The following is a 15,250-nucleotide window of genomic DNA, read 5'->3' on the forward strand; positions in this document are numbered from 1 at the left end:
GTTACACCGAAAAAGCCCTTAATGCAAGGGCTTTTTCAAACTCATGAAGCTTCTACTTCATCTTGTATCGTTATTTTATTTTTTCCAGTGTTTTTAGAAATGTACATACGTTCGTCAGCGGTCTTTAGTAGTTCTTCGACTGAACCTTGCCCCACAGCAATACCAATTGACATAGTGATGTTTATCTCTTTTCGGACTGATTCCAAGATTTTTTCAGCAAGGCGTTCAGTGAACATGGTGTTAGTCACTAATCCAATCAACTCTTCTCCACCGTACCTAACCCCAAAACCGTAACCATTTAAAATTCTTCGAATAACTTCCCCTGTTTGCTGTAATACAAGATCACCATGCTCATGGCCTTTTTCATCATTCAATTTTTTAAAATTATCGATGTCACAAAAGATAATTCCTATTTCTTGCTGCTGTACTAATTGTTCTGCCTTTTTAAATAGCCAGCGTCGGTTATAAAGGCCTGTAAGGGTATCAGTAATGACATTCTCACTAGCATTTCTCATCATGCTTAAAAGCTGCGCTGTGTGCTTAATATGGTTTAGCACAAAATAGATTGTCGCACCGCTCCAAATAAATGTATCTGTGTTTGTTGTAATTGTTAAAAATGCTGAGAGTGACATGATTAATACAGCTGATCGATCTTTAAATTCACCGTATTTATATCCCCCATAAATCAAATAGAGCATTAAAAAAATCAAGGCTATTCCTTTTACAAAGGGGATGAAGGTAGCTATGACTAGTAAAGCTATAACTATTTTGCTAATAAAGTGTTCATTCAATAACCAGGGCTTTACAAACTCTGCTAAAAAAATGCTCATCATTAAAAATGGGATATAAAAATTTAACTGGAGCGGCAGCCATATATAAATACCAGCTGATAGTAATAATAGTAATTGACCAATTAACAGTAACATGTTTTCTTTTCTAGCATTTTTCATGTTAATGGCCATGTTAAATTGCAATCTTATGTATTGATATAATGTACTCAACACAATAGTTAATATTGGCATTGGACTCATCCTTTCTTTTTCCTGCTCTCAAATTCACTTCTTAGTTTTAAGAGCTCTTCTTATATTCACTTTCAACTAAACGTTAACTTCTCTAGATTCACAATTTCGTATTCCAAATTGTTATCTTTTCTCTTTAACTGTCCTATTAAAAAGCCACATGGAAGTACGTCTTTACCCGCAGCAATTGCTTTCTTTTTTGTTTTAAAGGGGGCATTTTCCCATTCTAATTCTTTACTATGTGCGAATGTCCAATGCCCTTCGAGATCCTGACATGATTCCTCATTTTGTTCCATCGATGATCCCCGATATTTTTTCATATTTATTCATTCTCCTTTATAAAAAAATTCTATAATGTCTTATTTCACTTCTCCTATCCAATACAAAAACCCGCTTCAAAATGCCAATAGAAGTCATTGAAATAAACCATGACAATTGGTATTTTTGAAGCGGGTTCTTCCCGATAATGTATTTAGTTGATTAAATCTTATCAAATATTTTAATATGATACAATCCTATTTATGAACAGTAACAAATATGGTATAATTCATTATTGTATCCATAAAAGGGCGACCAATTCTTAAGCAGTGGTGTTATAACACTACTGCTTTATTTTTCTTTAGATAACTGTTTACATCGTTACTCATTTTCGACATTTCTTTGTTCTACAATGTCTGAAATATTTATTACTCGTTCACCACATGAATCTAACCGAATATATCCTACGTTTTCTATGGCTTGAAAACCTTTTTCCTTGAATCTTTCATCTAATCGTATTCCCACGTTGTAAGAATATGATTTGAGATAATCAATAGGTATTACATGAACGTTGGACATAAAAGGGACGCCTTCATTGATAGCTTTTAATGTACTAATATCCAAGTCATCTAACTTTTTGCCGCTAGCTAGTATCCCTTTTAATCTTTTCAGGAAGTTATTAATAAACTGATCAATTGATTCATACTCTACCTTTCCTTTTTGTGATTCTTTAAGATAATTTTTTAGCCGATCTTCTAAATAAAATACCTCATATAAACGATTCGAAGGTATGCACTGGAATATCAAGCTTTAAATTTACATCATAATCCTGGTCATCTACTTCAAAATCTCCATACGCGTTTATTAAGACATTTTGTTTAAATATCGTAGAAACATAACAAATCTCTTTTGTTGTTCTGCTTTTAGTAGCTTTAGCTATTAAGTTCACTTTTTTAAAAATCATTTTTATAATTCCATTCTTCTTTAGATTGTTATTCAAATAAATCTTTTACATTTGTCCAAGATTTATAATATTTCCTTAATGTCTGACTACTTGGCAGCTTCAAATTCGGATTGAGTCTTCGATAATCATCCCAGCTTCTAACGGTTTTAAGATGGTTTTTATGTGGCTGCAGATACTCTTTAATACCAAGATTTTCAAAACCCTTATTTTTTACCTTAACTTCTAAAATTAATTTCAAACTGTTCCACCCGCCAAAAACTTTTCTTAATACCTGGCTACTCGGTAGCTCCAATTCTGGATGGTTCTTTCTATATTCATCCCACCCTCTAACCGTTACAAGATGGTCTTTATGTGACTGCAAAAGCACCATATAAGTATCTTTCTTGCTTTTATTCTTTCTTCTTCTTTTCACATCAAAACCCATAGCAAGTTTCAAGTTGGTCCATCCGTCAAAACAATTTTCTAAAGTTCTGGAATGAGGTAGGTTTAGATCAGGATGTTGTTGCCTATATTCATTCCAACAAGCAGTTGTTCTAAGGTATCGTTGGTAAGGTAATAAAAGATCTACATACTCATCTCGTTCTTGTTGAATGGTTTTAGCAATTCCAAATGCCTGCTCTAGTTTTTTCTTCGAGCCAAAATGACCACATAAAGTTTGCATACTAGGGAGTTTTAATTCTGGATGTTGTCTTCTATGTTCGTCCCATACTCCTTGAGTTTTAAGAAGTTCCTTATAGGGTTGTAATTTTTCAATATACTCAGCTGGAGATAATGCCACCAAATTTGTCAGTCTTATCACTTCTAATCCCATTGTCTGCTTCATACTATTCCAACTACCAAAATATCTAATGATCGTTTCTAAATTAGGGAGTTTTAATTCTGCGTGTTGCTTTCTGTATTCTTCCCATATCCATTGTGTTTGGATATAAGCTATATGGGGTTTTAATATTTCAATGTACTCCGCCATTTTCATTCTCTTAATTGTTTCTCTATTTAAACCAAAGGCACTTTTAACGTTATTCCAGTTCCCAAACGAATCAATCAACGTTTTACTACTTGGTAGCCTTAATGTAGAATGATTGGACCTAAATTCAGTCCACTTTTCAATTGTTATTAGATGTTCTCTATATCCATTCAATAAATTTACATACTCTTTTTCAGTTAATGCTCGATATGGCTTTAAGTTCATTTTAAATATGAAGCCTCCTACTTTTCTTCAAATAAATAAAAAAGAACCCGCTTCAAATGCTAACCCTGACCATGTTTAAAAAGACCATGGTTTAATGGTTTATTTGAAGCGGGTTCTTCCCGTTAATAGATTAAGTTGTTGGTATTTTACCAAATATTTAATAAATAAACAATGTAATTAGGAACTTTATACATTGATATTTTTATATTTCTCATAACACTCCATTTGTTCACCAACTATTGCTTAGATTTTCTTTAACATCTGTTTTTCATTCTCTGTTAATGATTGAGTTATTGTAATTGAGTGCTCAGATTTCTTGCGACCAAAATTTGAAACTTCTCTTAAAAATTTACCCATTTGATTGCCAATAGAAAATTGATAAAAAATCATCCCTTTATTAGCTTTTTTAAACTCTTTTAATTGCCGATATGTCTTGCAATAAGCATGTTTTTCTCTAAATTCTAGATACTCACTCCACGCTTTTTTTTGTTCATCTTCTGTCATTGTAAGTAAATTAAACTCATCTGCATGAATTGGGAGATACTTTTTTTGATTCTTTTTTCTCTGACGTTTGTTCAAGTTAAAACTCCTTTTCTATTTGGGTATTGTATGTAATCCGATCTGTTGTAACCTCTAGACTTCCAATTCGTTACTAAGTAGCATTAGAAACATGTAATTCTTGTGAAATTTGTAAAGTTAAATTACGATATTTCCAATACTCACTACAGCAACATATAGAATAAACGCAATAACACACAATGTAATCACTGGTACATAAGTTTTTTTATAACGTTTACGCTCAACCTCGTCATCCGCAGATTTCAAACTTAATATTAATAAAAGCAGGTTGATAAAAAAAATGACTCCTGTAATACTTAAAAAAACAAAGTCAATAAACCCCATTATATATTCTCCTTCTGTTACGCACATATTTGTTCAAATAACTAGTTCTTAATGCATTTAGTATGGTAATCCTCCAATCCATAACTAGCCATAAATTCAGTTGCTATGGACAGATATTCTTCCCCGCATCTTGCAAACCTAAAAATGTTCAGTTGTTACTTGTTGCATGATTACGAACTTCTAGTAATGACATACCTTTTAGTGGATGATAGGAAAACGAATAAGATGAATTGATTTCTAGTTTATTGTATAGATGTTCAGTCACATCGTATTGCTTATTATTAATTCTTATTGTCCAATTTGGACCTTCACAATTTTCCTTAAGCATAACCATATTAAATGCTGGATCGAATGTCGGCTCCTGAGTGCATTTCTTTTCTTGAAAACTTTTCTGTTGTATAGTACCCTCTATGATTTGAGAGTCTTGAAAACTAAGCACAACTACATACAATACTGGAATTACCATAATAGCTAATATAACATAAAGAAACCTCATTTCTCTCATATCTTCAAGCACTCCTTTCATCAGAAAATTTAGAGCATCTAATTCTCACTTTCTCATTATTCATTAAACTGTTCATATTATCTTTTTATATTTGAAATGTGATTTACGATTTATTACCTGATGTTCCAACCAGTCACTATTCCAATGTGCCTTTAAAGTTGCTGCTAGTTGCGCTTTAGGGCTAGCATAATAACACTGACAATGATTAAGTAGTTCATCAACAGTTACCCATTTATCAGGGTTACGTTGAAAGTACCGCTTCACATCCTCTATCATCAATGTATAGTCGCTTTGATAATCAAAATCTCCCATCCTATGACCACCAGAGATTGTGTCGTGATAGCCGTCTTTAATATACTTGCGAATATCCGCAGTTTTACGGTTCAATTTAGCAAACATCCCATAAGGTATCTCTGCATAATAGGTACTACCATGTTCTTTAATGACAATTAAACCAATTCCAAAGTGCTTTAGAAAATCTTGTATCAACCGGGAGAAACCGCCTTTTTTACTAGGTACTGCAACAAATACATAATTCCCATGTCGCTTCGCTTCTACAGCTTGTTCTATAACTTTGAAGTTCAACATTTTTTTCATTTCTACAATGATGTTATGGGTTCCGATAACACCTACTACATCATATTTAAGCACTTCAGCATATACTTTTTCACAACCTATTTTATCTAGTAAAAGTTGCTTTACTGGCTCGAATAGATCGGATTCTTTCACATTATCCTCCTCCTGTTATAGGGTAACCAACCTAAGTCCCCTATCGATTCATCAGCTATGTATCTACTGTTGTCTTCAATTACACAAATATATTCCTTATAGTCGATACTCAAAAAATATCCAACTAGTTGTCTAGTTCGTTGTATTCTAGGAAAAACGGGATAAAACATGCCATATACATTTATCCTATAATAATGTTCTGCATCGGATGGACACATATCTGCTGTTAAATCTTTTTTATTTAAAGAAATCCCTCCACTAAGATCTTCTGTAAAATAACACTTAGTTATAGTTGTAGGCTTTATATTCAACATGAACCTATCTCCTCTTGCTCTTTATTGTCTTTGGTTGGATTTACCCCTTCACATTCCTAAACTCATCGTAATAAGGTGTAAGCTAAAAATTTAGCCTATTTATTTTGTCAAATAGTTAAATTAAAGTGAATTAATGTACATGTTATTCCACCATAGAAAGAGTAGGCTTGTAATGTTACAATTCCAAAGTCGAGTGCTGTACGCTTAGCAACCAATTTGATTTTTTTAAAGTAAAATTGATACATTAAGTTTAACAATGCCGCCCAAAAAGATAGAAACCATATAAGTCCAAATGGGAAATCAGTGGAAATATTTAACCAACCTATTAAATCTCCAATCATTGATACGAGTAGTATTGAAGCGCAACTCAATAAAATAAATCTAGATAAAACATTTAATAAAATACTAAATTTATCCATTTTTACCCTCATTTCCGCCTATATATAACATTAAAAGTGTTCAGTAAACAGGCATCTATAATATTCTACTGATGTAGATTCAATTATTTTGCTCTATTTGGTCATAATTTAATAGAATTCAGCAAATAGCTTAACTTGTAAAATCCATACCACTATCAAATGCTACATGTGCTATGTTATGAAACTGAGTTATATTCTCTCCTGTTTCTTCCTTTAATTTAACAACGACTTTTATAAATGCCTGGCTATCACCAAAAACATGTTCCGTGTAACAATCTACGATATCAGCACAATCCGGAATGTTGTCTATTGCCTTGCATATCATTTCCTTAACTTTTTCTTTATCCATATCCTCACCTACACTCTTCCTTTAAATTTTGTTCCTCACATTGTTCAGTAACATTATGGCTAAACAAATAAACTCATAATAAAAAAAATACTGCAAAACCCATACCTATTCCTATAAGCTCATCGAAAAATTTATATTTTTCTTTATCTACTCTCGCATTAAACATGATATTTAAACCAAAACCTAAAAGGGATAAAATTATTAAACCCCATGCAATATTTATTAAACTCATTTTTTATACCTCCTGAAAAATTCCCTTCAATTATTTAAAATCTTAATCTTTCATTTAATTGATCTTCCTTTCCTCACCATTGTCCTCTTTCTATGTATTAATTGAGTAAATTAAAGACGATACAATTGCGACTCCAATACCACAAATTAATAACAGAAATATTGTAACGATTAACGTATGCCTTTCAAACACATTCATTGATTTAATGCCCCCTGGAGATTTTCTTTCAATTATTTAGTTCATCTGTGATGGTCTTGACAAAAGATCAACCTCTTATAGGTCGCCCTTAACATGAACATTAACTTTTTGTGCTCTAAATTGTTTAATTTTCTTCTTTGTAAAACGGATCGTAATCTGATTTGCTGGTTAAATCCAAGTTTTTTCGAGATTCTATGATTCTTTGATAATCTTGTTTAGATATTTTCTCTTCATTTAAATAATTTTTATCTAACGAATTCATATGATTCTCCATTGCACCTTCTAATTGTTTGTTTATTGTAGCTAGCTCTTTGGCCATCTTTATGTGAAGATGCATTAAAACCCTTGATTCACCTTTAGGCTGCTTTTTAAGATCTTCAACTAGTCTTTGCAGCAGCTGATCATTCTGTAGAAAAATAAACGACACTTCTTTTGAAACACCAAATTCATTAAGATAAGCGATTGACTCTGTATATGTTTTATAATTGAAGGCAATAATAGAGGAAATTTCCGGACACTTTTCTTCAATAGTTTTTTTATCCCAGTTCTTAAGACTCTCTCTTAAATTTATATTTACTTTCTCAAAGTGCTTCCATTCAGGAAGCTGTTTTATAACCTGTTTATTTATTTTTGGTAGCACTTCAATTGAGGGTGAAGGGCTATGCCCCCTTGAAACGCCTATAATCATAAAGCCGGAGGCAAAGAGAGATAGTGTAATAATTGGTAATACAGCAAACAAGAACAGATCAATAAATAGCTCAACTAGTTCCATTCCATCCCCTGATGTTAGTTCGAATAGTAATAGAAACATTTATTTTCAACCTCTCTATTATTTTCTTGGTATGACATAATCTAATTATTTGTATACACAGTATGCTACTACTTTATTTATTCATTATGGTCAATTACCTCTATATGTGCCTCGTCCGTATTCTGCTTCTTTGCACTTTCATACATTTTCCATATTATTTCGAAACCATTTACAATATCTTCTCTAAAATGCTCAATGACATAATTCTTTATTTCTAAATAATTAGAGCTATTTCTAGGGTATTTTTTATCTCTAACTATTTGGTTTGCAAAGAAGTACATTTGCTCACTTTCTAATGCATGATTACGTACTTCTCTTTGTCTATTCCTTACATGTTCATGCCTAAAGGTAATGGCAAATTCAAAAAATGTCATCCAACCCACAATTAATCTCCTTTCTCTATAACCTAATTTTCATTTGTTCTTCATTAAGATAAACAAATAAAGTGTTTAGTTATTTTAATCGTTAGTATCCTCGATGGGTTCGTGTTTTCTTCTCATTCTTTTTACTAATTCAACCCCGAATTCGAGTGATATTAAGAGCGTCTCACGTTCTTTTGTGGATAGCGGTATTTGTTCTAAAGTCAAATATTTGGAATTATTCAAGCTATGCTTTAATATATCTACCTTTCTGCCATAACACGTGGCTAACGTTAATTCTTCTATACTCTCATCCGTTCTTCCTAAAAGATTCTTGTTCATGAAAGATTCCCTTCCCTCTCTGAGCTATTAATTAATGATGTAAATCAAAATGCTATACTCCCATTTACCTTCTTACTGTTATTTTAGGTAAAGAATTTCCTGTTGTACAAAAACCCATTTTCCTTAAAATTTTTCATTACCAAGGAGATAGCCGAATAAGCTTCCTTTTTACAATAAAAAACCCGCTTCAAATTCCATTTTGACCATGTTTAAAAAGACCATGGTTATATGGTTTATTTGAAGCGGGTTCTTCCCGGCAATTAATTAAGTTGTAACTATTCTACCAAATTGGTTAAAATAAAACAATGTAATTAGAAAATAAATACATATTTTTAAGGGGGATGTTTTGATGGATTTAACAACAGATGAACTAGAGCTTCTTTTACTTTTGCATAAACAATCAGGAGAAAAAACAGTATTCGAAACCATGGATTTGATGGAAAAATTTGAATCGCTAAAAGATAAAGGTTATATATGCAATATTATTAGTACCCCTACTGGTGGTTTTAAATTTAATATCTCTGCAAAAGGTATAGACCTAGTTGCAGAATTACAGAATAAGTAGAAGTATATATGACAATTTTTTTTGATAATATTTTTCGTATTATAACAATAACTTGGAATGCTCTTATTCAACCGTACTTGATTATCTGGGCATTACTTAGTCTACTTGTATTTTTAAAATGAAGATACCGCTTTTAAGAAGACCCCTTCTACGTAGAGGGGCCTTTCTTATTTAATGCTTTTTGATATTGATATTAACTCCAAGGATCTCTAAGTCTATATTTTGACCTCCATTGGTCCATATCAACTTGATTTTTTAAATGATCATCATACAAATCCCGATAAGCCTGAATCGTCCTTGCAGATCCAGGTATTGCTGGATATTTCTCATTCTCTACCAAAAAAATGTGGTTTAATAGAGCATAATAAACTACAGTTGTAAAAATTTCTCCTTTATTCCAGTCAACGTCTATTTCGTAATCAACTTGATTTTCCAAAACAATTTCATATACATCTAAATCGAGAGAACAGTTTTGTTGAATCTCTAATAAACTTCTCCAATGTGAATCAACACCCTTGTTTATATCGTCCTGAATAAGCGGTAGAAAGAGCTCTTCAAAAAAAGGATTCCATTTGTGAATAATACCTCTTTCCTCATAAAGTAATGCAATTAGCTTTACTTTTTTTCCATTCATGTTATCAAAAATATTCTCTGCAATAAAAAAACTATGAAAGTAATCTCCTTTGCTAAATATTCCATCTAATATAGTAAATTGACCGAGTTCTCGGTAATCCACACGATCTTTACTCTTCGCAGTTACTAACATATATTCCCCTTCACTTAGAAACATTGGGATATGTCTCTCTGTAAGATCTGGCGTGGCATACATATCAATTGTCACCATATCAAAGCAATTGCCTAGGTTCTTACTGAATCCTTCCGGTAAACGCCAACCAAAATCAATCATTTTAGAAACCATTTTGCAGCTCCTATCACTCTTTTTAGATTTACTCATTACACTAAATATTCTTCCACATGTTTTACGTTCTTCTCTTGCGCTTTCAATTGATCCTCTATAATTTTCTCAATATCCTTTATGGCAATGTTACGAGCTGCATTTAAGTCCGCATTCGTCTCATGCCCACAATTTAGACATTTAAAATCAGCTTGCGTTGGCCGCCATATTTCCTTTTTGACATCCTTATGAATAAATCCGCATTTATTGCAACGCTTAGATGTATAATTAGGCTTCACTTTTACAACCTTGATACCATGTTCTTTGGCCTTGTCTATAATTTTTTGTTGCAAACTATAAAACGTCCAATCTTTTAAAAAAGCATTGTCTGTTGTTATACCTGATAAATCTTCTATCTGGATGGTTCCGCATTCATTTTTTAACGCTTCATTCACTATAAAGCGCGACCACGTATGGTTTTTTGTCTCTCGATAGTTGTGAATTTTGTTAGAAATTGCATCAACCGGCTTCATTAACTTTTTTCGGCCACTTCCTCGACTACCTTCTCCAGCCCATTTACGTGAACGTTGCAAACGCTTTTTGCGGTCATTAATTTGCGCTACAAAATCACTTACTTCTTTAGCATCCCCTACATATTGGCGGTAAAATTTATCCTCATTAATAGCAAGTACTGCTGGCACAGCGACTCCAATATCAACGCCCATTATTCGATTTTCATCTAATACTTTCTCAGCTTCTTTTTCAAATTTATATGTAAGCAAAAGATAAAATTTGTTTTTCCGTTTGTAGATACGGCTATCACTCATTTTGTACTCCCCATTAATGATGCGATCCAAAATTTCGTATGCACCATTCCCCGTAATTAACGTCACTACGGATTGACCTTTGCAATTTCGCTCTTTTGCTCCTTCTTTTGATAATAGGGACAGCTTGGCATTGTATGTTTTATTGTCTAACTTGGTTATGCCTTTTATTTGAGATACTCGTATAGGGAATGAACCATTACGACGGTAAATCTGAATGGACTGTTCACCTTTCAAAATCTTCACTTTATCATTTTTAAATTTTGTGATTGCTTCATTAACAGCTGAATCGACTATAGAAGATGATACGAATGATCCCATTGCTTTTAAAAAACCATAAACATCAGGCGACAATGTTTTCCCTATGATTTCCTTCTCTTTGGGATATTCGCCAAATCGCTCATTATAAGAAAATGAAAATTGTTGCCAATCATAAGCCGCTGTTGTAGCTCGGTTCTTGATTAACCAAATAGCATGTTGAATGTCGCCTAAGAGATTATAAAGCTCTTTATCATACTTTATTTCATACTTCATTGTTTTTACAATTTTAATCATCCAAACACCCCTCTAACGTAAAGAGTGCGAATGGACTAGTATTTTGATGTTTACTTCGCATTCGCACTTCAAATATTTTTTTGATCTTCAATATACACACAATAGTAAGTTGTATCATTGAAATAGATACGTATAGTTTCAAGAAAACTCACTGCACAGGTATACACATTAGTTTTGACAGGCGTTGATTTGCTAGATTGCGCAGCGCCAAAGGCTCACTGCACACATACACTTGTAAATGACAGCAAAGTAAATATCAACTATAGTATGGTGCTTACAGAGTGCCGCAGCCTCCATATACGCTGGTGAGTCAGCGTATAGTTTCTCTTGGAGAATATAAGTAATTCGTGATCCCGTATGAAAAAATTGTGGATAAGTTTTGCAATCTCACTGCACATTTACACTTCTAAGTTGTGACAGCAATGTATATCTATCAACTTGGTATAGTGCTAACGGAGTGCTGGTGCCCCCATATACGCTGGCGAGTCAGCGTTAACTTTTATTACAAGCGGTATTTTTACAACCAAATTTATTAGTTTTTAGAACAATTGGATAACCCAACTTTTTATAGTATATATTACCATTGTACCGGAATGTACGTTCTAAATAAAGGAATAATTATTCTTAACAAGATCATTTATTCTACTACCAGCAACTCGCTTATGTCCTTGAGTTTGTATTTTTCTGTAATAGAAAATAAAAAAGCTTAGGAACTAAAATTTATTAAAAGTCAATAACTAATTCATTTAAGTTGTTATCTCAGTTAATTTATTAGAATGTTGCACATTTTAATGATTATTTTAGACGACATCCATCTATATGATGTCGTCTTGTTCATTTATAAAAAAGTCTAACTAAAAATCCTATTCAAAGAGATTAAACTAATGCAAAGAGTTTAATTTAAAAGTGTGGTATAAACGTTGATATTTATCATAGAAAAAGACCCGCATTTTGCAAAAAAACTGGTAAAATGCGAGCCCTTTTATTATTAAGTATTATCATTTTGTAAGAAAGATGCTATTAAAACTTATATCATATTTAACCTTGGGTATTTAAAAAATAAGTTTTTATATTTCTTCTATCAATTCTATGATTTGCTATTTCCACTGTTAGATCTCTTAAATCCCATTGTTCTAATGGTTTAGTTGCTAATTTCGCAAAGAAACTCTCAACATTATTCTTTAATTCCATTAAACTGCTCTCATTTAAAATAACTAAATTTGAGGGTCCGTACGCTTCTTTGTGCAGCTTTCTAGAAGGATGAACTAATATTGGAACTCCAGACTTCCCTTTATACTCGTCATCAAACCAATTCATATCCTCTGAAATTTGCTCTGTCTCAGACTTATAAATACATTCTCGAGATAATTTGACCTCATTTTTTGCTTCAATAATTAAATATTCATCATCAAAAATATTCCATAAAACATCTGGCCCTACCCCATATTCGGACTCCGGCTGATGTGCTTCAAAGCCTAAACTATTGCCTAAATCTGAAAAAGCCTTTTCGAAAAGCGTTGATGAATCATGTTCAAAAACTAAATTCCCCAATACCTCTGACATATGAAGGATAACAGCGTTAGGTTCACTAAAGTTACTTAAAAATCCTTTAACTTTTTCAGCCTGTACTGTTGTCTTAGTTGTGAGTTTTTTATAACTAATACCTGTCGGTGGTTTAAGTAAATATGGATTCTTTATATGCGCAGCTAATTGTAGTTCCATTGATTTTGATTTATCAACTTTATAAAGGTAAGAAGCTGCCAATTGTAAGAACCATCCCTCATCACCAGCATCACCGTTACTTAATTTTCCAATCTGTGTTCTTAGACTTTCTGCTGCCTTTAAATACTGTCTAGATAAAGCAGAATTAAACGCATCTCTTTCTAATCTAGCTGATTCAATTAGCTCTTTATTTATTTGTGGTTTAACCGATTTACTGATTTGTTTTTTGTGTAACTGAACCCAGTTCGAATCCCTATTTAAAACCTGCATCATTGCTTCACCAATAGCTTTAACGGAGTCTTTTCCTGACTTCTTAATTAAATCTACTATTTGTCCCCCCAAATTTATTTGATTTACAGTTTGTGGAGACATAAATGATTGGAATTTTTTTGTAGAAACCTTTGAGACAAGGTCATTTCCTAATAAGAATATTATTGCATAGTCATTTACTGAACGTACCGCTCTCCCTAAACCTTGTTCAATTTTTTGTGCTTGACTCATTTGCATTGATTTAGAATTTGGTCTTGCAAATATATTAAAACGTTCTAGTAGCGTTGTTGAAATAGGCATTCCGTCTAATACAAGAACCCTACAAGAATTATCTGATAGATCAACTCCATCATATCTATTTGATAAAACCATATGGTTATTTACACTGGTATAAAGTTTATCAATTTCTTTATTAATATTCGCTGGTTTTGGTTTAGTAAATCCTGCATCTATCCAGATTTTTGCTTTTGGATCTGAAGTAACCAAAGTAACAATATTAAATCCATTTGTGTTTCTTAATATTTCTGTCCAAATCTTCGTAGTAAGTCTTTTATCTACATTAAAAGGTGATAAAATTAGTTTTTCTCCAACATCACTAAATGTTTCAGATTGTATTGGATTTAGAACAGTATTCAAATTTATATCGAAGTCTTTTATAAGTGCGGTATCATCATTTAAAGTGGCAGACATGAAAATTCTTCTTTTTGCTCGCTCATAACCAGGAATCATATGAATTGGAAGACACTTAGGAACAATTTCAATAGAATTAGCAGATACTAATACAAAGCAATATTCCAAATAGTCTCTTACCAAGGCCCACTTAAATTTCATTTCTATATCTGCATCATCAAAATCACCTAATAAATTGGTTACCTCAGATAATTTTTCTAGCCAAGACCAATATGGAATCATCATTATTCCATATCTATCTTTTCCTTCAAGTATATCTTCTGCCGAACCAATAGCTTGTTTAATCAATGAATCCTTAAAAAGAGGAATTAGTTTCTTATAATTTTCTGTTCCAACCTTAAAACTCAATGTAAAAGTTTCTCTAGCCTTAACTAACGCTGCATGCGCATCATCTATAACTAAAGCACCGATTTCTATAATATCTCTCGATGTATCTCCATGAATTCCAAAGATAGATCTTGCGTTAAATAATTTTTGAAAAGTTGTTACTAAAATCGCCTCTCCATTTAAAAATTCCAGAGGTAACTCATTATTCTCATCTATTTTTACACATTTGATACCTAAATCTACAGCATCTCTAATGACTTGTTCAATTAATTGATTGTTTAAACACAAATATAATGCCGGCCCTAGTTCTTCATTTATAGACGACTGTAACTGTAGTAACCCAACAGTAGTTTTCCCTCCACCAGTATTCATTTTTATAACAGTATCTTTTTCATTTCTTTTTGAAAACCATTGTTCAAGAACCTTTTCTTGATCGCCTCTTAGATATGAAAATTTAGATTGTCTTATACTTGATTCGAAAATTTCCTTAGGGAATATAGGTAAATCATCATCATATTTATTTAATAGTTCACCGAAATCAATCATTTTGGCACACCTCTCAAAAATATTTGTAATATAATAGTAACACAATACCAATATATAACATATTGAATTTTGAGCTATTTAGTATTATTAATAGGCTGAAATTATCGTTATCACGATTAAAATAACGGCCTACTGAGTTTCAATACATTTCGTTAATAACATCAAATAATTTATTTTTTCATCTTCATAATTTAAATCACGTTACATTTTATTAAACACTTGATAAAATCGGGATTATGGGAACATTAACGAATACTTTTAATCA

General features: G+C 32.2%; 17 protein-coding genes. 1 reads left to right on the plus strand and 16 read right to left on the minus strand.

Annotated elements, in window-relative coordinates:
- Positions 1 to 41: 41 nt before the first annotated feature.
- The 13 genes from OU989_RS22900 to OU989_RS22960 form a co-directional block, all read right to left on the minus strand.
- A complete protein-coding gene (locus tag OU989_RS22900) occupies positions 42 to 1,022 on the minus strand; it encodes a GGDEF domain-containing protein (RefSeq protein ID WP_274797587.1) in 981 nt (326 codons plus the stop codon).
- Positions 1,023 to 1,093: 71 nt separating this feature from the next.
- Positions 1,094 to 1,339 carry a hypothetical protein gene (locus OU989_RS22905; protein ID WP_221682688.1) on the minus strand — a complete coding sequence of 82 codons (246 nt, stop codon included), beginning with the start codon at positions 1,337 to 1,339 and terminating at the stop codon, positions 1,094 to 1,096.
- Positions 1,340 to 2,269: 930 nt separating this feature from the next.
- Positions 2,270 to 3,430: a hypothetical protein gene (locus OU989_RS22910; RefSeq protein ID WP_274797588.1), complete on the minus strand. Its 1,161-nt coding sequence runs from the start codon at positions 3,428 to 3,430 to the stop codon at positions 2,270 to 2,272.
- Between the two features lie 243 nt (positions 3,431 to 3,673).
- Positions 3,674 to 4,009, minus strand: coding sequence for a hypothetical protein (locus OU989_RS22915; protein WP_274797589.1), 336 nt, complete (start codon positions 4,007 to 4,009; stop codon positions 3,674 to 3,676).
- Positions 4,010 to 4,126: 117 nt separating this feature from the next.
- Entirely contained in the window at positions 4,127 to 4,333 is a 207-nt protein-coding gene (locus OU989_RS22920) for a hypothetical protein (protein ID WP_274797590.1), read from the minus strand.
- Positions 4,334 to 4,481: 148 nt separating this feature from the next.
- Positions 4,482 to 4,838, minus strand: coding sequence for a hypothetical protein (locus tag OU989_RS22925; RefSeq protein WP_274797591.1), 357 nt, complete (start codon positions 4,836 to 4,838; stop codon positions 4,482 to 4,484).
- A 72-nt stretch (positions 4,839 to 4,910) separates the two neighbouring features.
- Positions 4,911 to 5,567, minus strand: a complete 657-nt coding sequence (locus OU989_RS22930; protein WP_274797592.1) for a hypothetical protein — start codon at positions 5,565 to 5,567, stop codon at positions 4,911 to 4,913.
- Positions 5,564 to 5,881, minus strand: coding sequence for a hypothetical protein (locus tag OU989_RS22935; RefSeq protein ID WP_274797593.1), 318 nt, complete (start codon positions 5,879 to 5,881; stop codon positions 5,564 to 5,566). The genes OU989_RS22930 and OU989_RS22935 overlap by 4 nt, the downstream gene beginning before the upstream one ends.
- A gap of 107 nt (positions 5,882 to 5,988) precedes the next feature.
- Positions 5,989 to 6,300 carry a hypothetical protein gene (locus OU989_RS22940; protein WP_274797594.1) on the minus strand — a complete coding sequence of 104 codons (312 nt, stop codon included), beginning with the start codon at positions 6,298 to 6,300 and terminating at the stop codon, positions 5,989 to 5,991.
- A 130-nt stretch (positions 6,301 to 6,430) separates the two neighbouring features.
- Entirely contained in the window at positions 6,431 to 6,649 is a 219-nt protein-coding gene (locus OU989_RS22945) for a hypothetical protein (protein WP_274797595.1), read from the minus strand.
- A 73-nt stretch (positions 6,650 to 6,722) separates the two neighbouring features.
- A complete protein-coding gene (locus tag OU989_RS22950; RefSeq protein WP_274797596.1) occupies positions 6,723 to 6,881 on the minus strand; it encodes a hypothetical protein in 159 nt (52 codons plus the stop codon).
- Positions 6,882 to 7,203: 322 nt separating this feature from the next.
- The gene (locus tag OU989_RS22955) at positions 7,204 to 7,851 is read right to left on the minus strand and encodes a hypothetical protein (protein ID WP_274797597.1); all 648 of its coding nucleotides are present in this window, start codon (positions 7,849 to 7,851) and stop codon (positions 7,204 to 7,206) included.
- A gap of 116 nt (positions 7,852 to 7,967) precedes the next feature.
- Complete coding sequence (locus tag OU989_RS22960) at positions 7,968 to 8,264, minus strand: YozE family protein (RefSeq protein ID WP_274797618.1); 297 nt, start codon at positions 8,262 to 8,264, stop codon at positions 7,968 to 7,970.
- Positions 8,265 to 8,940: 676 nt separating this feature from the next.
- Between OU989_RS22960 and OU989_RS22965 the strand changes: the two genes are divergently transcribed.
- Positions 8,941 to 9,156, plus strand: a complete 216-nt coding sequence (locus OU989_RS22965) for a hypothetical protein (RefSeq protein ID WP_274797598.1) — start codon at positions 8,941 to 8,943, stop codon at positions 9,154 to 9,156.
- A gap of 193 nt (positions 9,157 to 9,349) precedes the next feature.
- Here OU989_RS22965 and OU989_RS22970 read toward each other — a convergent pair whose 3' ends face one another.
- The 3 genes from OU989_RS22970 to OU989_RS22980 form a co-directional block, all read right to left on the minus strand.
- Positions 9,350 to 10,075 (minus strand): hypothetical protein, encoded by a 726-nt coding sequence (locus OU989_RS22970; RefSeq protein WP_274797599.1) that lies wholly within the window; start codon positions 10,073 to 10,075, stop codon positions 9,350 to 9,352.
- A 35-nt stretch (positions 10,076 to 10,110) separates the two neighbouring features.
- The gene (locus tag OU989_RS22975) at positions 10,111 to 11,430 is read right to left on the minus strand and encodes an RNA-guided endonuclease InsQ/TnpB family protein (protein WP_274797600.1); all 1,320 of its coding nucleotides are present in this window, start codon (positions 11,428 to 11,430) and stop codon (positions 10,111 to 10,113) included.
- Positions 11,431 to 12,468: 1,038 nt separating this feature from the next.
- Positions 12,469 to 14,985 (minus strand): DEAD/DEAH box helicase, encoded by a 2,517-nt coding sequence (locus OU989_RS22980; RefSeq protein ID WP_274797601.1) that lies wholly within the window; start codon positions 14,983 to 14,985, stop codon positions 12,469 to 12,471.
- Positions 14,986 to 15,250: the final 265 nt, after the last annotated feature.

It is taken from the genome of Lysinibacillus irui (assembly GCF_028877475.1).
Lineage (GTDB): Bacteria > Bacillota > Bacilli > Bacillales_A > Planococcaceae > Lysinibacillus > Lysinibacillus irui.